Consider the following 18426-nt stretch of genomic DNA (forward strand, 5'->3'; position numbering starts at 1 on the left):
GAGAGACTCGAACACACATTGACTGTGTGTCGTTTCAATTTTCAGCTTGATCCAGATTTTTAAAGAGCAAAACTTCGCAGTGCACCTTTTCAGGTTCACTCTGAAGTTTTCTTGTGTTCGCAGTAAAGATGGTGGAGCTATGCGGGATCGAACCGCAGACCTCCTGCGTGCAAAGCAGGCGCTCTCCCAGCTGAGCTATAGCCCCATCGTTTGCAACCTCTTCAAATTTGCTTCGCAAATTTGGTAGGCCTGAGTGGACTTGAACCACCGACCTCACCCTTATCAGGGGTGCGCTCTAACCACCTGAGCTACAAGCCTGCAGAGATTACTTACTGCTCTATTTTCATCAGACAATCTGTGTGAGCACTGCAAAGGCAGGTTCTTTAAGGTAAGGAGGTGATCCAACCGCAGGTTCCCCTACGGTTACCTTGTTACGACTTCACCCCAGTCATGAATCACAAAGTGGTAAGCGCCCTCCCGAAGGTTAAGCTACCTACTTCTTTTGCAACCCACTCCCATGGTGTGACGGGCGGTGTGTACAAGGCCCGGGAACGTATTCACCGTAGCATTCTGATCTACGATTACTAGCGATTCCGACTTCATGGAGTCGAGTTGCAGACTCCAATCCGGACTACGACATACTTTATGAGGTCCGCTTGCTCTCGCGAGGTCGCTTCTCTTTGTATATGCCATTGTAGCACGTGTGTAGCCCTGGTCGTAAGGGCCATGATGACTTGACGTCATCCCCACCTTCCTCCAGTTTATCACTGGCAGTCTCCTTTGAGTTCCCGGCCGAACCGCTGGCAACAAAGGATAAGGGTTGCGCTCGTTGCGGGACTTAACCCAACATTTCACAACACGAGCTGACGACAGCCATGCAGCACCTGTCTCACAGTTCCCGAAGGCACCAATCCATCTCTGGAAAGTTCTGTGGATGTCAAGACCAGGTAAGGTTCTTCGCGTTGCATCGAATTAAACCACATGCTCCACCGCTTGTGCGGGCCCCCGTCAATTCATTTGAGTTTTAACCTTGCGGCCGTACTCCCCAGGCGGTCGATTTAACGCGTTAGCTCCGGAAGCCACGCCTCAAGGGCACAACCTCCAAATCGACATCGTTTACGGCGTGGACTACCAGGGTATCTAATCCTGTTTGCTCCCCACGCTTTCGCACCTGAGCGTCAGTCTTTGTCCAGGGGGCCGCCTTCGCCACCGGTATTCCTCCAGATCTCTACGCATTTCACCGCTACACCTGGAATTCTACCCCCCTCTACAAGACTCTAGCCTGCCAGTTTCGAATGCAGTTCCCAGGTTGAGCCCGGGGATTTCACATCCGACTTGACAGACCGCCTGCGTGCGCTTTACGCCCAGTAATTCCGATTAACGCTTGCACCCTCCGTATTACCGCGGCTGCTGGCACGGAGTTAGCCGGTGCTTCTTCTGCGGGTAACGTCAATCGCCAAGGTTATTAACCTTAACGCCTTCCTCCCCGCTGAAAGTGCTTTACAACCCGAAGGCCTTCTTCACACACGCGGCATGGCTGCATCAGGCTTGCGCCCATTGTGCAATATTCCCCACTGCTGCCTCCCGTAGGAGTCTGGACCGTGTCTCAGTTCCAGTGTGGCTGGTCATCCTCTCAGACCAGCTAGGGATCGTCGCCTAGGTGAGCCGTTACCCCACCTACTAGCTAATCCCATCTGGGCACATCTGATGGCATGAGGCCCGAAGGTCCCCCACTTTGGTCTTGCGACATTATGCGGTATTAGCTACCGTTTCCAGTAGTTATCCCCCTCCATCAGGCAGTTTCCCAGACATTACTCACCCGTCCGCCGCTCGTCACCCGAGAGCAAGCTCTCTGTGCTACCGCTCGACTTGCATGTGTTAGGCCTGCCGCCAGCGTTCAATCTGAGCCATGATCAAACTCTTCAATTTAAGTTTGATGCTCAAAGAATTAAACTTCGTAATGAATTACGTGTTCACTCTTGAGACTTGGTATTCATTTTTCGTCCGAGGACGTTAAGAATCCATGTCACTTTGAGTGCCCACACAGATTGTCTGATAAATTGTTAAAGAGCAGTGCCGCTTCGTTTTCGCTGCGGCGCGGGGTGTGCATATTACGCTTTCCCGCTGCAGAGTCAAGCATTTATTTTTGCTTTTCTCTGCGAGGTCCTCACCGGAACCCCGCTGACCCGGCGGCTTGTTTGCCGTTGTTCCGTGTCAGTGGAGGCGCATTATAGGGAGTAATTCTGAGGTGACAAGGGGAAATGCAAAAAAACTTTTCGTTCGCTCGATTTTCCATCACAACGCGAGTTTTACGCGCTATTTGCGCGCCATTTGTGCGATTTCCCGAGCAAACCGGGATACCTGTTGCCAGTCGGTATAGACCACTTCTTTGCGGGTATCCGTTTCACCCCCGGTCATTTTCATAATCAGGCGGATCATAAACCGATCGTACCAGCTGTAGCGCGGGTAGCGCAGCGCGCCGGCAAATACCGCGCAGCTCTGCGGCTGCCACGGCGAGTTCAGCAGAAACTTACGCGTATAGCTGTTGGTCTGCGGCGTGCGCTTCTCGGGTTTACGCGCCACCAGGTTAACCGAAAAGAATGCCCCCGGCAGCGCCTGCAATGCTGCCAGATGCTTTTTCACAAAGCGGTCCACCGCCGGATGAAAGTGCCCGTAGCGAATCGACGCGCCAATGACCACTCGATCGTAGTGATGCCATTCGACGACATCGGTACGGTTCAGGTTCAGGGTGTCCGCATCGATGCCCAGCTCTTTAAGCTCAGAGGCGAGAAACGAAGCGATTTCACGGGTCTGCCCGTCGCGGGTGGAGAAGAGAATTAAAGTTTTCACGAGCACTCCTGTTATTCGCGCCAGAAAGTGGGGGTAAAGAGCACCAGTAAGGTGAACACTTCCAGACGACCAAACAGCATATTAGCAATCAGGATCCATTTCGCGACCGGGTTCATGGTGGCAAAGTTATCCGCGACGACGCCGAGCCCAGGCCCGAGGTTGTTCAATGTCGCCACCACGGAGGCGAAAGCAGAGAAGTCATCCACCCCGGTGGCGATAATCGCCAGCATACTAATGATAAAGACCAGCGCATAGGCGGAGAAGAATCCCCATACCGCTTCCAGAATACGTTCCGGCAGCGCGCGGTTACCTAATTTAATGCTATACACCGCATTCGGGTGCACCAAACGCTTCAGCTCACGGTTGCCCTGCTTGAACAGCAACAGGATACGGATCACTTTTAATCCACCGCCCGTGGAGCCAGCGCAGCCGCCGATAAATGCGGAGCACAGCAACAGCACCGGAAGGAACAGCGGCCAGCGTGCAATGCTATCGGTGGTGAACCCCGCGGTGGTCGCCATCGACACCACCTGGAAAAACGCCTGGTTCAGCGTCGTCAACACCGAGCCGTACACGTTATGAAGCCATAGCACCAGCGTACAGACGATGACCAGCGTCAACTGGACGCCAATGAACATCCTAAATTCAGGGTCGCGCCAGTACACCTTCAGGCTGCGTCCGCTCAACAACGAAAAATGCAGACCGTAGTTACAGCCGGAGATCAGCAGGAAGATGGCAATGATGGAGTTGATCATCGGGCTGTTGAAATAGCCGACGCTGGCATCGTGAGTCGAGAAACCGCCGATGGCGATGGTGGCGAAACTGTGCCCGATCGCATCGAACGCCGGCATACCGGCAAACCAGAGCGCCAATGCGCAGGCGATCGTGAGTAACACATAGATGAGCCACAATGTCTTCGCCGTCTCGGCAATACGCGGACGCATCTTGTTATCCTTCAGCGGGCCGGGCATTTCCGCGCGGTAGAGCTGCATCCCCCCGACGCCGAGGATAGGCAGAATCGCTACCGCCAGCACAATGATCCCCATGCCGCCGAACCACTGCAGCATCTGACGATAAAAGAGGATAGCGTGCGGAAGCGAGTCCAGCCCCACCAGAGTGGTCGCCCCGGTCGTCGTCAGGCCGGAAAATGACTCGAAGAAGGCATCCGTCACCGTCAGGTTCGGCTGTTCGGAGAAGATAAAGGGCAAGGCCCCCACGCTCCCCAGCACGGTCCAGAACAGCACCACGATCAGAAACCCTTCACGAGATTTCAGTTCGCCTTTTTGCTTACGGTTCGGCCACCACAGCATGGAGCCGATCGCCAGAGCGACAAAGAAGGTTTGAGTGAAGGCCCGTCCCGCGCCATCGCGATATATCAGGGCCACTAATCCCGGGACGATCATCGTCCCCGAAAACAAGATGACCAGCAGTCCAACGATTCGGGTTATGGCGCGAAAATGCATCTCTGGCGCTTCCTTTGATAAGCAAAAAACAGAGGGGATTATTCGTTAATCTTCAGTAATTGCAATGAACCACGACTAAAATCAGCCAGTCTTGCTGAAAAAGCCGCCACTTCGGCCTGGGGAAGCGCCACGCGCAGCCGAACTGACGCCAGATATTCGCTTTCAACGACGTTTCCGGAGAATTGGGCGAGCAGCGCTTCGACGCCGGCCAGTTGCCCATACTCACACTGCAAAGTATATGCCGTTAACGGCGTCTTGCGCAGCGTCGTCAGCTGCGCCAGCGCCTGATGCACCCCGCCGCCATAGGCCTTAACCAGACCGCCGGTGCCCAGCAGGATACCACCGTAGTAACGCACGACGACAGCGGTTATCTCGCCGACGCCGCTTCCCATCAGCTGCGCCAGCATCGGTTTACCCGCCGTTCCCGCCGGTTCGCCATCGTCTGAAAACCCCAGCTGTTGCGAATCATCAGGCGGCCCCGCGACCCACGCCACGCAGTGGTGGCGGGCATCAGGGTGATCCGCTCTGACGGACTCGACAAAAGCTTTTGCCGCCGCCACGCCGTCGGTATGCGCCAACAGCGTGATAAAACGGCTTTTTTTAATCTCCTCAACGACGGTAACCGGCGCCGCCGGGATTAACCAGCTCTCCATCAGGCCAGCTTCAGATCGCGCGTCATATTTTCGATACTGTTTTCGTGAATCACCACGTTATCTTCGATACGGATCCCACCGAACGGCTTCATGGCGTCAATTTTTTGCCAGTTAAAGTGCTTGCTGAACGGGCCTTCACGCCACGGCGCCAGTAACGACTCGATGAAGTAGATGCCGGGTTCAATAGTTAACACCATCCGCGGCTCGATAATACGGGTGCAGCGCAGATACGGGTATTTCGACGGCGCCGCCAGATGCGTACCGGTGTCATCCTGCATAAAGCCAGCGACATCATGCACCTGCAGACCCAGCGGATGGCCAATCCCGTGCGGCATAAACGGCCCGGTCAGGTCATTCTCCACCATCGCCTCTTCGCTCATGTCGGTAACCAACTGGTGTTTACGCAACAGCTTCGCGATACGCTGATGGAACTGGATATGGTAATCAATGTAACTGGTACCGGCCTTCATGGTACTAATCAGCGCCTGCTGCTCATCGTTAACGTCTTTGATCAGATGGGCAAAGTCGTTATCGCCGTGCGCCGCCCAGGTGCGCGTCAGATCTGCGGCATAGCCGTTATATTCCGCACCGGCGTCGAGCAGGAAACTGCGCATCTCCGCCGGGGCACGATGGTCCAGTTTGGTGTAGTGCAGGACGGAGGCATGCTCATTCAGCGCGACAATATTGCTGTAAGGCACGTCGGTATCACGATGGCCGGTGGCGGTGAGATAGGCCTGGTTGATATCGAATTCGCTCATCCCCGACTGGAAAGCTTCGTAGGCCGCACGATGACCATTCACCGCCGACTTCTGCGCTTCACGCATGCAGGCCAGCTCGTAATCGGTTTTGTAAGCCCGGTAGTAATGCAGGTAGTCGATAACCCCTTTCGGGTTGATCTTATCCGCGGCGATACCCAGGCCCAGCGCGCGCTCAGGCACCGGGCCGATATAGCCAATATTACCGCGAGCGGCAGGCAGCTGGCTGCCGATGCCATCGGCCTTCGGTAGCGCGATCACGTCTATCTCTTCGGTCCAGAAAGAGGTCGGCAACGGCTCAACGTTATGCCAGTAATCTACCGGCAGATAGAACCACAGCTTCGGTTTATTCACACCGTCCACCAGCAGCCAGCAGTTAGGCACCTGAGTCACAGGCACCCAGGCTTTGAACTGCGGATTGACCTTGAACGGGTACGGATGGTCATCAAGGAAGACGTTAACCAGCTCGCCGGAGTGAATCAGCAGAGCATCCATTTGAAAACGGGCCAGGACGTCGCGGGTACGTTCTTGTAGGGTAACAATATGATTTTTATAGAGCGCGGCCAGGGATTCCATCTTTTATCCTTTGCTTTTATGGGATCGTGATACACCGCATCTTAGCACATCGACCTGCGTGCGGGTGATTTCCGCCGGATGTGATCCGACCAGCAATTATTTAAAGAGTAATTTGCAATTCTTTAACATAAATTCCACACTCCGTTTCATCTGGTATGACCAGATCATATTGCTGGATTCAGGAGACTGACATGCTCTACAAAGGCGACACCCTGTACCTCGACTGGCTGGAAGATGGCATCGCCGAACTGGTGTTCGATGCCCCAGGTTCGGTCAACAAGCTTGATACCGCAACCGTAGCCAGCCTCGGTCATGCGCTGGACGTACTGGAAAAACAAAGCGATCTCAAAGGTCTGCTGCTGCGCTCTGAAAAAGCGGCATTTATCGTCGGCGCGGATATCACCGAATTCCTCTCGCTGTTCCTGGTCCCTGAGGAGCAGTTAAGCCAGTGGCTGCATTTTGCTAACAGCGTCTTCAATCGTCTGGAAGATCTCCCCGTCCCCACTATCTCTGCCGTCAATGGCTATGCGCTGGGCGGCGGTTGCGAATGTGTGCTGGCGACCGATTACCGCCTGGCGACGCCGGATCTGCGCATTGGGCTGCCGGAAACCAAGCTCGGCATTATGCCCGGCTTCGGCGGTTCCGTGCGTCTGCCGCGCCTGCTCGGCGCCGATAGCGCGCTGGAAATTATTGCCGCCGGGAAAGACGTCGGCGCCGATCAAGCACTGAAAATCGGCCTGGTGGATGGCGTGGTCGCTGCGGAAAAACTACGCGACGGCGCGCTGGCGATCCTACGTCAGGCCATGAATGGCGACCTGGACTGGAAAGCGAAACGTCAGCCGAAGCTGGAGCCGCTGAAGCTCAGCAAAATTGAAGCCGCCATGAGCTTCACGATTGCCAAAGGCATGGTCGCGCAAACCGCCGGGAAGCATTACCCGGCGCCGATCACCGCGGTCAAAACCATTGAAGCCGCCGCGCGTCTTGGTCGTGAAGAAGCCCTGGTGCTGGAAAATAAAAGCTTTGTCCCGCTGGCCCATACCAATGAGGCCCGCGCGCTGGTTGGTATCTTCCTGAACGACCAGTACGTCAAAGCGAAAGCGAAAAAGCTGACCAAAGATGTCGAGACGCCGAAGCATGCTGCCGTCCTGGGCGCTGGCATTATGGGCGGCGGTATCGCTTACCAGTCGGCCTGGAAGGGCGTGCCGGTGGTGATGAAAGACATCAGCGACAAATCGCTGACCCTAGGTATGACCGAAGCGGCGAAGCTGCTGAATAAACAGCTGGAACGCGGCAAAATCGACGGTCTGAAGCTGGCCGGAGTGATTAGCACCATTCAGCCAACGCTGGAATACAGCGGTTTTGACCGCGTGGACGTCGTCGTTGAAGCGGTGGTGGAAAACCCGAAAGTGAAGAAAGCCGTACTAGCGGAAACCGAGTCAAAAGTGCGCCCGGATACCGTGCTGGCGTCCAACACCTCAACGATCCCCATCAGCGAGCTGGCCAGCGTTCTGCAGCGCCCGGAAAACTTCTGCGGTATGCACTTCTTTAACCCAGTGCATCGCATGCCGCTGGTTGAAGTGATCCGCGGCGAAAAAACCTCGGATAATACCATTGCCAAAGTGGTGGCCTGGGCCAGCAAAATGGGCAAAACGCCGATTGTGGTGAATGATTGTCCCGGCTTCTTCGTCAACCGGGTACTGTTCCCCTACTTCGCCGGCTTCAGCCAGCTGCTGCGCGACGGGGCGGACTTCCGCAAAGTCGACAAAGTGATGGAGAAACAGTTTGGCTGGCCGATGGGCCCGGCTTATCTGCTGGACGTGGTCGGCATCGATACCGCGCACCATGCTCAGGCGGTCATGGCGGCGGGCTTCCCGCAGCGGATGCAGAAAGATTATCGCGACGCCATCGACGCCCTGTTTGACGCCAACCGTTTCGGCCAGAAGAACGGCCTCGGCTTCTGGCGCTATAAAGACGACAGCAAAGGTAAGCCGAAGAAAGAAGAAGATGCTGCCGTCGACAGCCTGCTGGCCGACGTCAGCCAGCCGAAGCGCGATTTCAGCGATGAAGAGATTATCGCCCGCATGATGATCCCCATGGTTAACGAAGTCGTCCGCTGCCTGGAAGAAGGCATTATCGCCAGCCCGGCGGAAGCGGATATGGCGCTGGTATACGGCCTGGGCTTCCCTCCGTTCCACGGCGGCGCATTCCGCTGGCTGGACACCATCGGCAGCGCGAAGTATCTCGATATGGCGCAGCAATACCAGCACCTTGGCCCGCTGTATGAAGTGCCAGCCGGTCTGCGTGACAAAGCGCGCCATAACGAAGCGTATTATCCCCAGGTAGAGCCAGCCCGTCCGGTTGGCGCTCTGAAAACGGCTTAAGGAGTCACAATGGAACAGGTTGTCATTGTCGATGCAATTCGCACCCCGATGGGCCGTTCGAAGGGCGGCGCATTTCGCCACGTGCGCGCGGAAGACCTCTCCGCGCACCTGATGCGTAGCCTGCTGTCGCGCAATCCGTCGCTTGAGGCAAGCGCGATAGACGATATCTACTGGGGTTGCGTGCAGCAAACCCTCGAGCAGGGTTTTAACATCGCCCGAAACGCGGCGCTGCTGGCGGAGATCCCGCATTCGGTACCAGCAAATACGGTCAACCGTCTGTGCGGTTCTTCCATGCAGGCGCTGCACGATGCGGCCCGTATGATCATGACCGGCGATGCCAGCGTCTGCCTGATTGGCGGCGTCGAGCACATGGGCCATGTGCCAATGAGCCACGGCGTCGATTTCCATCCGGGCCTCAGCCGCAACGTGGCAAAGGCGGCAGGGATGATGGGGCTGACTGCGGAGATGCTGGCGCGTCTGCACGGTATTAGCCGCGAGATGCAGGATCAGTTCGCCGCGCGCTCTCACGCTCGTGCCTGGGCCGCAACCCAGTCCGGCGCATTCAAAGCGGAGATTATCCCCACCGGCGGCCACGATGCCGATGGCGTACTCAAGTCCTTTAACTATGACGAGGTGATCCGCCCGGAAACCACCGTCGAGACGCTGTCCACGCTTAAACCGGCGTTTGACCCGGTGACCGGTACGGTAACGGCGGGTACCTCTTCCGCCCTTTCCGATGGCGCAGCGGCGATGCTGCTGATGAGCGAAAGCCGCGCTCGCGAGCTGGGGCTGAAGCCGCGCGCTCGCGTCCGTTCAATGGCGGTGGTCGGCTGCGACCCGTCCATTATGGGTTATGGCCCGGTTCCGGCCTCAAAGCTGGCGCTGAAAAAAGCGGGCTTATCCACCAGCGATATCGACGTTTTTGAAATGAATGAAGCATTTGCCGCGCAGATCCTACCGTGTATTAAAGATCTGGGCTTAATGGAGCAGATCGATGAGAAGATCAACCTCAACGGCGGGGCGATCGCGCTCGGTCATCCGCTGGGCTGTTCCGGGGCGCGTATTAGCACCACGCTGATCAACCAGATGGAGCGCAAAGACGCTCAGTTCGGCCTCGCCACCATGTGTATCGGCCTGGGACAAGGGATCGCTACCGTGTTTGAGCGGGTTTAAGCGAAAGGGTATCTCAACGCCATGGCCACCAGAACCTGGCGGCTATGGCGAAGAGAGCAGGTTTAGTTGCCGTTCTTCCCGCCTGTCAGGGGCGGGTTTTTTATTTTCAGATAAACGCAAACGCATCGCCAAACAGGCGATCTTCACGCGCGCCGCGCTCATTACAGAACAGGTCGCGAGCGATCTTGGCCATCTCAAAACGACCGGCAATGTAGATGTCATGCTCGGCCAGCGTACCGTAATCCTGCAGCACGGCGGTGAGTACCGTACCGGAGCGACCACGCCACCCTTCTTCCGGCTGTTCAACCACCGGCTCGATGCGCAGATTCGGATGCTTGATGCTTAACGCTTCCAGCTCGGCCAGATCGTACAGATGCTTAGCCTCGCGGCCGCCCCAATAAATGGCGATATCGCGATCCGGGTTACGCGCCAGCGCGCTTAACAGAATAGAACGCACATAAGAGAATCCGGTACCGCCGGCGATCAGAATCAGCGGGCGATCTTCGTCATCGCGCAGCCACGCTTCGCCATGCGGAATATCAACCTCAATTTCACGCTCTTTCAGAATGCGATCCATGACCGCCATCGCGTACAGATTGAGCTCCGAGGCGCCGATATGCAGCTCGATAAATTCCTGTTCCGCCGGCGTGGAAGCCATGGAGAACGGGCGCTTGTCGCGCTCATCCATTACCACCATCAGATACTGGCCGGCACGGAAGGAAAATGCCGCTTCCGGCACTAATCGAACACGATATACGGTATCGGTAATCGCCTCCACCGAGGTCACTTTACAGCTTAAGGTTGTCATGCGTCCCCTCTGTCGGGTCAATAGAGCAAAACAGCGGCGTTAGCCCCGCTTACTGTTGTTTAAAGATGGCCAGTTCATCCCAGATGGCGTCAATACGCGCCGTAACGGCAGGATCTTTTTTGATTGGGCGACCCCATTCACGCTGGGTTTCGCCAGGCCATTTATTGGTGGCATCCAGCCCCATTTTTGAACCCAGGCCGGAAACCGGCGAGGCAAAATCCAGATAATCAATTGGCGTATTCTCTACCAGTACCGTATCACGAGCCGGGTCCATACGGGTAGTGATCGCCCAAATCACATCGTTCCAGTCGCGTGCATTGACGTCGTCATCGCAGACAATCACGAACTTGGTGTACATAAACTGGCGCAGGAACGACCAGACGCCCATCATTACGCGCTTGGCATGTCCCGCGTACTGTTTTTTCATGGTCACCACCGCCAGGCGATAGGAGCACCCTTCCGGCGGCAGATAGAAATCAACGATTTCCGGGAACTGCTTTTGCAGGATCGGGACGAAGACTTCATTCAGCGCCACGCCCAGCACCGCTGGCTCATCGGGCGGTCGGCCGGTATAGGTAGAATGATAAATCGCGTCTTCACGCTGGGTAATATGGGTTACCGTAAACACCGGGAACTGGTCTACTTCATTGTAGTAACCGGTGTGGTCGCCATACGGGCCTTCCGGCGCCATTTCACCGGCCTCAATGTAGCCTTCTAGCACAATTTCCGCGCTGGCCGGCACTTCAAGGTCATTGGAAACGCACTTAACCACTTCGGTCTTGGTGCCGCGCAGCAGGCCTGCGAAGGCATATTCCGACAGGGTATCGGGCACCGGCGTCACCGCGCCAAGAATGGTTGCCGGATCGGCGCCAAGCGCCACGGAAACCGGGAAGCGTTCGCCCGGACGCGCCGCGCACCACTCCTGGAAATCCAGCGCGCCGCCGCGATGAGACAGCCAGCGCATAATCAGTTTGTTTTTGCCGATCAGCTGCTGGCGATAAATCCCCAGGTTCTGCCGCTCTTTGTGCGGCCCGCGGGTTACCGTCAACCCCCAGGTGATCAGCGGCGCGGCATCTTCCGGCCAGCAGGTCATAATCGGGATTTTATTCAGATCGACATCATCGCCCTGGATGATTTTTTGCTGACAGGGGGCGCCGCGCAGGCGTTTGGTCGGCATATTCAGCACTTGCTTGAACTGCGGCAGCTTATCAAACAGGTCGCGGAAGCCTTTTGGCGGCTCAGGTTCTTTCAGAAAGGCCAACAGTTTACCCACCTCGCGCAGCGAACTGACATCCTCCTGCCCCATCCCCAACGCCACGCGACGCGGCGTGCCGAACAGATTGCACAGCACCGGCATGGTATAGCCTTTCGGATTCTCAAACAGCAGCGCCGGGCCGCCGGCGCGCAGAGTCCGGTCGGCAATTTCGGTGATTTCCAGGTGAGGATCGACCGGCAGAGTGATACGTTTTAGTTCGCCCTGTTGTTCCAGGAGTGTCAGAAAGTCGCGAAGATCGTGATATTTCATGGAAGTGTTATTGACCTCTCTACAGGCGGCTAATTATACGGTGTTCGACGGCGCGATGCTGTAATTTTGTTAAATTAGCGTGAAAGAACGCTGAAATTTGGATTTCAATTATAATGGCTTTCGCGATTACACCAGCCATTTGTTATGCTTGCCGTTATTAGAAGTGGAATGAGTCATTATGCAAGCCTGGTACTTACTGTATTGCAAACGTGGGCAGCTACAACGAGCCCAGGAACATCTGGAACGTCAGTCAGTTAACTGCCTGATGCCGACGATTGCGCTGGAAAAAATCATTCGCGGTAAACGCACCATGGTCAGCGAACCGTTGTTCCCGAACTACCTGTTTATTGAGTTCGATCCAGAGGTGATTCATACCACCACCATCAGCGCCACTCGCGGGGTTAACAACTTCGTGCGCTTTGGCGCCCTACCCGCTATCGTCCCCTCGGCGGTCATCCATCAGCTTTCTATCTACAAACCGGAAGGGATTACCGACCCGGAAACGCCGCATGAGGGCGATAGCGTGCTAATCACCGACGGCGCGTTTGAAGGCCTGGAGGCGATCTTCACCGAGCCCGACGGCGAAGCGCGCTCTATGTTGCTGTTAAACCTGCTGAATAAGCAAGTCCTGCAGAGCGTTAAAAATACCGACTTCCAGAAAATCTAAACGCCGTTAATGTCGACGCCAAACAGCGCCCTGACGTTTGCGTCCGTTTGCGCCTCCAGCCATTGCGCCTCCTCGCCGCGCCAGGCCGCGACGCTGGCCAGGATATGCGGCAAATACGCGGGCTCGTTACGCCGCGAGGCCGGTTTCGGCTTGAGATCGCGCGGCAGCAGATAAGGCGCATCGGTCTCCAGCAGCAGACGTTCCGCCGGGATCGCCGGCAGCAGCTCGCGCAGTTCCAGTCCTCGCCGCTCATCGCATACCCAACCGGTAATACCGATAAACAGGCCCAGATCCAGGCATTCCTGCACCTCGCTGCGGCTGCCGGTAAAGCAGTGCAGCACCGCGCCCGGGATCTTCTCAAGCCAGGGTTTAAGCAGCGTCAGAAACCGATCGTGGGCGTCGCGGCAGTGCAAAAACACCGGCATCGACAGCTCAGCGGCCAGCGCCAACTGGGCGCTGAACGCTACCTCCTGCTCGTGCGGCGTGGAAAAATTCCGGTTAAAATCCAGACCGCACTCGCCTATCGCCACCACCTGCGGCTCGCCGGCGAGGGTATAAATCGCCTCGGCGACCGCTGGCGTCCAGCTGCTACCGTCATGGGGATGAACCCCCGCCGTGGACCAGCAGCCGGAATAGCGGCTCGCCAGTTTCTGCGCCTGCTGGCTCTCCGCCAAATTTGTACCGGTCAGCAGCATGCCGTTAACCCCCGCAGCCAGGGCGCGCGCCACTACCTCATCATGATCGCGGGAAAACTGCGAACTGGTCAGATTAACGCCGATATCAAACATGATCGCTCCCATATGCCAACCGCCCTGACGGGCGGTTGGCGGTATTACTCTTCTCTGTGCTCTGCGGCTTCAGCTTCGGCCGCGGCGTCGTCATCGCGCGTCAGGCGCTTCCCGGTGTAGAAGCGGGCAAAGAACACCCCGACTTCAAACAGACAGTACATCGGAATGGCCAGCAGTGTCTGCGAGAATACGTCCGGCGGCGTCAGCAGCATGCCCACCACGAAGGCACCCACCAGCACATACGGCCTTTTTTTACGCAAGTCTTCCGGCGTGGTAACACCCATCCAGCAGAGCAACACAATGGCGACCGGCACCTCAAAGGAGACCCCGAATGCCATAAACAGCGCCATCACGAAGTCGAGATAGCTGCGAATATCGGTCGAGACCAGCACCCCTTCCGGCGCCGCATGGGTCAGGAAGCCGAACGCCAGCGGAAACACGACAAAATAGGCGAAAGCCATGCCGATATAGAACAGCAGGGTACTGGATACCAGTAAAGGCACCACCAGCCGGCGTTCGTGCTTATACAACGCCGGCGCGACGAAGGCCCATACCTGGTAAAGAATAATCGGCACCGACAGGATCACCGACACCATGAAGGTCAACTTTATCGGCGTAAAGAAAGGTGAAGCGACATCGGTGGCGATCATCGTCGCGCCCACTGGCATCTTACTGATAAGCGGGGCCGAGACCAGCTGGTAGATATCATTGGCGAAATAGACCAGCGCCAGGAAGATCACCAGAATAGCAATGATGCTGTTGAGCAGACGCTTGCGCAGCTCAATCAGATGCGAAATTAGCGGTTGTGTATCGTCTACGCCCATGTTTACGGTTTATCACTCGATGCGGGGGAAGAATGGGGAACTGCCGCCGTAGCGGACGTTTTCTCTGCCTGAAGGTCAGCCGGTGAAGCAGATTGCTCGTCGGCAACGGGATCTGGCGCATGAGCCGGAGCGCTGGCCTGATGTTCTGCCGTCGCCGGCGTGACGTCCTGGCGCTGCGCTTCGCTGCCTTTGACCACCGGATTAAGGATGGTATTGGCTTCGTCGCTGGCTTTTTCGGGATCGTGGGCGCTATAGGAGCGCTTCATCGACTCCGCGGCCTCGCGCAGTTCATCCATCGAGGCTTTCAGCTCCGGCGTCAGGTTATTCAGGCTAGCCTTTTCCACCTTCTTCAGGCTCTCCTGGAACTCCTGCAGTTTTAGCTCCTGGGCCAGCTCATTTTGTACCGTGGTCGCCAGCGAGCGTAACGTACGGATCCAGCCAACTACCGTTTTAACCGCTACGGGAAGCCGCTGTGGCCCCAGAACAATGAGGCCAATCACAAACACCAGCAGTAGTTCACTAAAACCAATATCGAACACGAGTTACACCTGCTCTTTGTCGTGGCGTTTTGTCTCGTCTTTTTTTGCATCATCCTGTTTATCGGCGATGGTTTTCGCCGTGAAATCTGCGTCTGGCGCCGACTTTTCGGGTTTATCATCATCACTCATGGCTTTTTTAAAGCCTTTGATAGATGCCCCTAAGTCAGACCCCAGCGAGCTCAGCTTCTTCGTCCCAAAAAGCAGAACTACGATGACGACAACAATTAATAACTGCCAAATACTGATACCACCCATACACGTTCCCCTATGACAGATGATGAATTGTGTGGACGCATTATACACGCCATCCTGCGAGCCGCCTCTTCGTCAGGCCGCCGACATGATTTTGCGCAAATAAGCCTGCGTCATGAAGAGGCGAACCGATCAGTGGGTTTTCCGCCAGCCAATAAGCCAGGTCACCACACCGCCGGCCATCAGCCAACCGGGCATCATTCCCCACTCAGGGCGATGGATAAAGAGCAGCGTACCACTGAGCAATAAAACCGCGCCTATACCAAACAGGTAACGGGATTGGCCCTGGCGCACATGACGCACATGCATATCCCGCACAATAGTATCGACGCTGGTCTGCAGCTGTTTGCTCTGCTGCAGGCTCTGATACACCAGCTCAGGTATTTCCGGCATTCTTTCGATCCAGAATGGCGCTTTGTCTTTAAACGCGCGCACCAGCGCCGGAATGCCGACCTGATCTTTGATCCACGACTCGAGGAAAGGCTTCGCCGTTTTCCACAAGTCTAACTGAGGATAGAGCTGCCGGCCTACCCCTTCTACGTAAAGTAATGTCTTCTGTAGTAAAACGAGCTGCGGCTGGACTTCCATATTGAAACGCCGCGCGGTATTGAACAGATTAAGCAGCACGTGGCCGAAGGAGATCTCCGCCAGCGGCTTCTCAAAGATCGGCTCGCAGACCGTGCGGATCGCGAACTCAAACTCTTCAACGTTGGTATCGGGCGGAACCCAACCGGAATCGACGTGCAGCTCGGCAACTTTACGATAATCGCGGTTGAAAAAGGCGATAAAGTTTTCCGCCAGATAGCGCTTATCTTCTTTGTTCAGTGAGCCGACAATACCGCAGTCGATGCCGATATACTGCGGATCTTCCGGATGCTCGTAGCTGACGAATATGTTGCCAGGATGCATATCGGCATGGAAGAAGCTGTCGCGGAACACCTGGGTGAAGAAGACCTGCACGCCCCGCTCCGCCAGCAGCTGCATATTGGTGCCCTGGGCCTCCAGCGCCTCCACATCGGACACCGGGATACCGTAAATGCGCTCCATTACCATCATGCTTTCGCTGCAGTAGTCGGGGTACACCTCCGGCACGTACAGCATCGGGCTGTCTTCGAAATTACGCCGCAGCTGAATAGCGTTGGCGGATTCCCGCAGCAGGTTCAGCTCATCCAGCAGCGTTTTTTCATATTCACGAACTACCTCCTGCGGGCGCAGACGACGACCGTCAGGCAGCAGACGCGGTACCCAGCGCGCCAGGCGGTAGATGAGCTTCATGTCCGCTTTAATGATCGGCAAAATATCCGGGCGGATAACCTTGATCACCACCTCTTTGCCATTCTCTTTCAGACGCGCGGTATGCACCTGGGCGATGGACGCCGAGGCTAACGGCTCAACGGAGAAATCATCAAACCAGGTCTCGACCGGCAGCCCCCCCATCGCTTTCTCTATCTGCTGCTGCGCGAGCTTCCCTTCAAAGGGCGCCACGCGGTCCTGCAACAGCGCCAGCTGATCGGCAATATGCGGCGGAAAGAGATCCCGGCGGGTGGAAAGCATCTGGCCGAATTTTATCCACACCGGCCCCAGCTCCTGGAGCGCCAGCCGAAGGCGGGCGCCAAGAGGCTGATCCTGATGGCGGTTTGGCATCCAGAACAGCATCCGCCGCCAGATACGCAGCGGCAGCGTGATCCGCATTTTGGGGATGAGCTCATCGAGCCCGTAGCTCAAAAAGGTGTGGATGATGAAATACAGGCGCCGTAATTCTCCTGGCGTCATTTGCCCTCCAGCGTTTCCAGCCGTTTTTCCAGTGCGGCCAGCGCGCGCTCAATAGCCGTTGTCTCTTCAGCAAACCAGGCCAGCTCCAGCGGCCCCGGCGCCAGGCGCCACTCTTCAGTGATCGCTTCCGCGACATAGCGCTGCTGGCGCTCTGCGCCCTTCAGCAGAAACTGAGCGCCGCCGCGCAGGACTTTACCGACGCCTTCGGCCACAATATCGCCGGTATAGGGCGCCAGCAGTTCAGCGGGATCAAACTCTGCCAGGTCGCACAGGGAGACCATATTCTGCACCACCTGCAGATCGCCCTGCACTTCCAGATCACCGCTGCGAATAAGCGCCGTGAGCTGCTGACGATTGCGTAGTTTTGGCAGCACGCTGAGCCGGGTAATCACGGTGCAATCGGCCTCTCCGTCCCAAGCGCTCAGGACGTCAACCTGGCGTTCGCTGAATACCAGCACCACGGGCGTGGCGAAATCCTGCAGCTGGACCCGCAATACCTTGCCCAGCAGGCGCTGACGAGCGGGTTTAAGCGCTTTGTCGCGCCAGAGGAAAGTATTCAGCGCCGTTTCAATGCCAGCGGTAACCAGGGGTGTGAAAGGCATAGCGTCCCTCCTGTCAGAACTTGTAACCGCGATGCAAAGCAACGATACCCGCCGTCAGGTTGTAGTAATCCACGTTTTCGAAGCCCGCATCCTGCATCATCCCTTTCAGGGTTTCCTGGTCCGGATGCATACGAATAGATTCCGCCAGGTAGCGATAGCTGTCGCCATCTTTTGCCACCAGCTCGCCCACCTTCGGCAGGATATGGAAGGAGTAAGCGTCGTAGGCTTTGCTCAGCGGTTCGATAATGGGTTTAGAAAACTCCAGCACCAGCAGACGTCCGCCCGGCTTCAGCACGCGATACATCGAACGCAGCGCTTTCTCTTTGTCGGTCACGTTACGCAGACCGAAAGAGATGGTGATGCAGTCAAAGGTATTATCAGCAAAAGGCAGGGCTTCCGCGTTGGCCTGAACATACTCAACGTTGCCTACGATGCCGATATTGCGCAGCTTTTCGCGGCCCATTTTGAGCATAGAATCATTGATATCAGCAAGCATGACGCGGCCGGTTTCCCCTACCAGGCGGGAGAACTTGGCCGTCAAATCACCGGTACCGCCCGCCAGATCCAGCACGGTCTGCCCGCGACGTACGCCGCTGCAGTCGATGGTGAAACGCTTCCACAAACGATGGATCCCAAACGACATCAAGTCGTTCATCACATCATATTTTGCGGCGACAGAATGGAATACATGCGCCACCATATCTGCTTTCTGCTCTTTAGCGACCGTCTGAAAGCCAAAGTGCGTCGTTTCTTGTGAATCCTCAACCATCTCTATGCCTGCTTGCTTTTCAAGAAAA

Annotated in this window: 16 protein-coding genes, 2 tRNA genes and 1 rRNA gene; 3 read left to right on the forward strand and 16 right to left on the reverse strand. The window is 56.4% G+C overall.

Translation table 11 applies throughout. From position 1 onward, the window contains the following. Nucleotides 1–129: 129 nt before the first annotated feature. The 7 genes from OHJ17_RS24285 to pepQ form a co-directional block, all read right to left on the reverse strand. A tRNA-Ala gene (locus OHJ17_RS24285) sits at nucleotides 130–205 on the reverse strand. 36 nt (nucleotides 206–241) lie between these two features. After that, nucleotides 242–318, reverse strand: a tRNA-Ile gene (locus OHJ17_RS24290). Between the two features lie 71 nt (nucleotides 319–389). Beyond that, nucleotides 390–1929 (reverse strand): 16S ribosomal RNA (locus tag OHJ17_RS24295). Between the two features lie 387 nt (nucleotides 1930–2316). Then, a complete protein-coding gene (hemG, locus tag OHJ17_RS24300; RefSeq protein ID WP_002883453.1) occupies nucleotides 2317–2850 on the reverse strand; it encodes a menaquinone-dependent protoporphyrinogen IX dehydrogenase in 534 nt (177 codons plus the stop codon). Between the two features lie 11 nt (nucleotides 2851–2861). Beyond that, nucleotides 2862–4313, reverse strand: coding sequence for a Trk system potassium transporter TrkH (gene trkH / locus OHJ17_RS24305; protein ID WP_002883450.1), 1452 nt, complete (start codon nucleotides 4311–4313; stop codon nucleotides 2862–2864). A gap of 38 nt (nucleotides 4314–4351) precedes the next feature. Continuing rightward, a complete protein-coding gene (locus OHJ17_RS24310; protein ID WP_002883449.1) occupies nucleotides 4352–4966 on the reverse strand; it encodes an IMPACT family protein in 615 nt (204 codons plus the stop codon). Beyond that, complete coding sequence (gene pepQ, locus OHJ17_RS24315) at nucleotides 4966–6297, reverse strand: Xaa-Pro dipeptidase (protein WP_004152060.1); 1332 nt, start codon at nucleotides 6295–6297, stop codon at nucleotides 4966–4968. The genes OHJ17_RS24310 and pepQ overlap by 1 nt, the downstream gene beginning before the upstream one ends. A 191-nt stretch (nucleotides 6298–6488) precedes the next feature. Here pepQ and fadB point away from each other — a divergent pair, with 191 nt between their 5' ends. Together fadB and fadA are read left to right on the forward strand one after the other, a co-directional pair. Then, complete coding sequence (gene fadB / locus OHJ17_RS24320; protein WP_004901902.1) at nucleotides 6489–8678, forward strand: fatty acid oxidation complex subunit alpha FadB; 2190 nt, start codon at nucleotides 6489–6491, stop codon at nucleotides 8676–8678. 9 nt (nucleotides 8679–8687) lie between these two features. Next, nucleotides 8688–9851, forward strand: a complete 1164-nt coding sequence (fadA, locus tag OHJ17_RS24325; protein ID WP_004150456.1) for an acetyl-CoA C-acyltransferase FadA — start codon at nucleotides 8688–8690, stop codon at nucleotides 9849–9851. A gap of 106 nt (nucleotides 9852–9957) precedes the next feature. On the opposite strand, the gene fre is transcribed toward fadA, so the two are convergent. Next, entirely contained in the window at nucleotides 9958–10659 is a 702-nt protein-coding gene (fre, locus tag OHJ17_RS24330) for an NAD(P)H-flavin reductase (protein ID WP_002883448.1), read from the reverse strand. Between the two features lie 49 nt (nucleotides 10660–10708). Continuing rightward, on the reverse strand, nucleotides 10709–12184 hold the full coding sequence (gene ubiD / locus OHJ17_RS24335; protein WP_009309755.1) for a 4-hydroxy-3-polyprenylbenzoate decarboxylase: 1476 nt from the start codon (nucleotides 12182–12184) through the stop codon (nucleotides 10709–10711). 178 nt (nucleotides 12185–12362) lie between these two features. Here ubiD and rfaH point away from each other — a divergent pair, with 178 nt between their 5' ends. Next, nucleotides 12363–12851, forward strand: coding sequence for a transcription/translation regulatory transformer protein RfaH (gene rfaH, locus OHJ17_RS24340; RefSeq protein ID WP_002883430.1), 489 nt, complete (start codon nucleotides 12363–12365; stop codon nucleotides 12849–12851). Here rfaH and tatD read toward each other — a convergent pair. The 7 genes from tatD to ubiE form a co-directional block, all read right to left on the reverse strand. Beyond that, nucleotides 12848–13651 carry a 3'-5' ssDNA/RNA exonuclease TatD gene (gene tatD / locus OHJ17_RS24345; protein ID WP_004146458.1) on the reverse strand — a complete coding sequence of 268 codons (804 nt, stop codon included), beginning with the start codon at nucleotides 13649–13651 and terminating at the stop codon, nucleotides 12848–12850. The two genes, rfaH and tatD, sit on opposite strands and share 4 nt — an antisense overlap. Nucleotides 13652–13683: 32 nt before the next feature. Next, nucleotides 13684–14463 carry a Sec-independent protein translocase subunit TatC gene (gene tatC / locus OHJ17_RS24350; RefSeq protein ID WP_002883427.1) on the reverse strand — a complete coding sequence of 260 codons (780 nt, stop codon included), beginning with the start codon at nucleotides 14461–14463 and terminating at the stop codon, nucleotides 13684–13686. Between the two features lie 2 nt (nucleotides 14464–14465). Next, complete coding sequence (tatB, locus tag OHJ17_RS24355) at nucleotides 14466–15002, reverse strand: Sec-independent protein translocase protein TatB (RefSeq protein WP_002883426.1); 537 nt, start codon at nucleotides 15000–15002, stop codon at nucleotides 14466–14468. 3 nt (nucleotides 15003–15005) lie between these two features. Next, the gene (gene tatA / locus OHJ17_RS24360; RefSeq protein WP_002883425.1) at nucleotides 15006–15257 is read right to left on the reverse strand and encodes a Sec-independent protein translocase subunit TatA; all 252 of its coding nucleotides are present in this window, start codon (nucleotides 15255–15257) and stop codon (nucleotides 15006–15008) included. 129 nt (nucleotides 15258–15386) lie between these two features. After that, entirely contained in the window at nucleotides 15387–17027 is a 1641-nt protein-coding gene (gene ubiB, locus OHJ17_RS24365) for a ubiquinone biosynthesis regulatory protein kinase UbiB (protein ID WP_004177924.1), read from the reverse strand. Further along, a complete protein-coding gene (gene ubiJ / locus OHJ17_RS24370; RefSeq protein WP_002883422.1) occupies nucleotides 17024–17629 on the reverse strand; it encodes a ubiquinone biosynthesis protein UbiJ in 606 nt (201 codons plus the stop codon). Before ubiJ ends, ubiB begins: the two co-directional genes overlap by 4 nt. A 13-nt stretch (nucleotides 17630–17642) precedes the next feature. Then, nucleotides 17643–18398 carry a bifunctional demethylmenaquinone methyltransferase/2-methoxy-6-polyprenyl-1,4-benzoquinol methylase UbiE gene (gene ubiE, locus OHJ17_RS24375; protein ID WP_002883421.1) on the reverse strand — a complete coding sequence of 252 codons (756 nt, stop codon included), beginning with the start codon at nucleotides 18396–18398 and terminating at the stop codon, nucleotides 17643–17645. Between the last annotated feature and the right edge of the window lie 28 nt (nucleotides 18399–18426).

Source organism: Klebsiella sp. KP20-425-1, assembly GCF_025813515.1.
GTDB lineage: Bacteria > Pseudomonadota > Gammaproteobacteria > Enterobacterales > Enterobacteriaceae > Klebsiella > Klebsiella pneumoniae.

What these genes read in the sequence shown, in the direction of transcription:
- trkH (WP_002883450.1), bottom strand. Translation starts at nt 4,313, where the DNA reads ATGCATTTTCGCGCCATAACCCGAATCGTTGGACTGCTGGTCATCTTG.
- OHJ17_RS24310 (WP_002883449.1), bottom strand. Translation starts at nt 4,966, where the DNA reads ATGGAGAGCTGGTTAATCCCGGCGGCGCCGGTTACCGTCGTTGAGGAG.
- pepQ (WP_004152060.1), bottom strand. Translation starts at nt 6,297, where the DNA reads ATGGAATCCCTGGCCGCGCTCTATAAAAATCATATTGTTACCCTACAA.
- fadB (WP_004901902.1), top strand. Translation starts at nt 6,489, where the DNA reads ATGCTCTACAAAGGCGACACCCTGTACCTCGACTGGCTGGAAGATGGC.
- fadA (WP_004150456.1), top strand. Translation starts at nt 8,688, where the DNA reads ATGGAACAGGTTGTCATTGTCGATGCAATTCGCACCCCGATGGGCCGT.
- fre (WP_002883448.1), bottom strand. Translation starts at nt 10,659, where the DNA reads ATGACAACCTTAAGCTGTAAAGTGACCTCGGTGGAGGCGATTACCGAT.
- ubiD (WP_009309755.1), bottom strand. Translation starts at nt 12,184, where the DNA reads ATGAAATATCACGATCTTCGCGACTTTCTGACACTCCTGGAACAACAG.
- rfaH (WP_002883430.1), top strand. Translation starts at nt 12,363, where the DNA reads ATGCAAGCCTGGTACTTACTGTATTGCAAACGTGGGCAGCTACAACGA.
- tatD (WP_004146458.1), bottom strand. Translation starts at nt 13,651, where the DNA reads ATGGGAGCGATCATGTTTGATATCGGCGTTAATCTGACCAGTTCGCAG.
- tatC (WP_002883427.1), bottom strand. Translation starts at nt 14,463, where the DNA reads ATGGGCGTAGACGATACACAACCGCTAATTTCGCATCTGATTGAGCTG.
- tatA (WP_002883425.1), bottom strand. Translation starts at nt 15,257, where the DNA reads ATGGGTGGTATCAGTATTTGGCAGTTATTAATTGTTGTCGTCATCGTA.
- ubiB (WP_004177924.1), bottom strand. Translation starts at nt 17,027, where the DNA reads ATGACGCCAGGAGAATTACGGCGCCTGTATTTCATCATCCACACCTTT.
- ubiJ (WP_002883422.1), bottom strand. Translation starts at nt 17,629, where the DNA reads ATGCCTTTCACACCCCTGGTTACCGCTGGCATTGAAACGGCGCTGAAT.
- ubiE (WP_002883421.1), bottom strand. Translation starts at nt 18,398, where the DNA reads ATGGTTGAGGATTCACAAGAAACGACGCACTTTGGCTTTCAGACGGTC.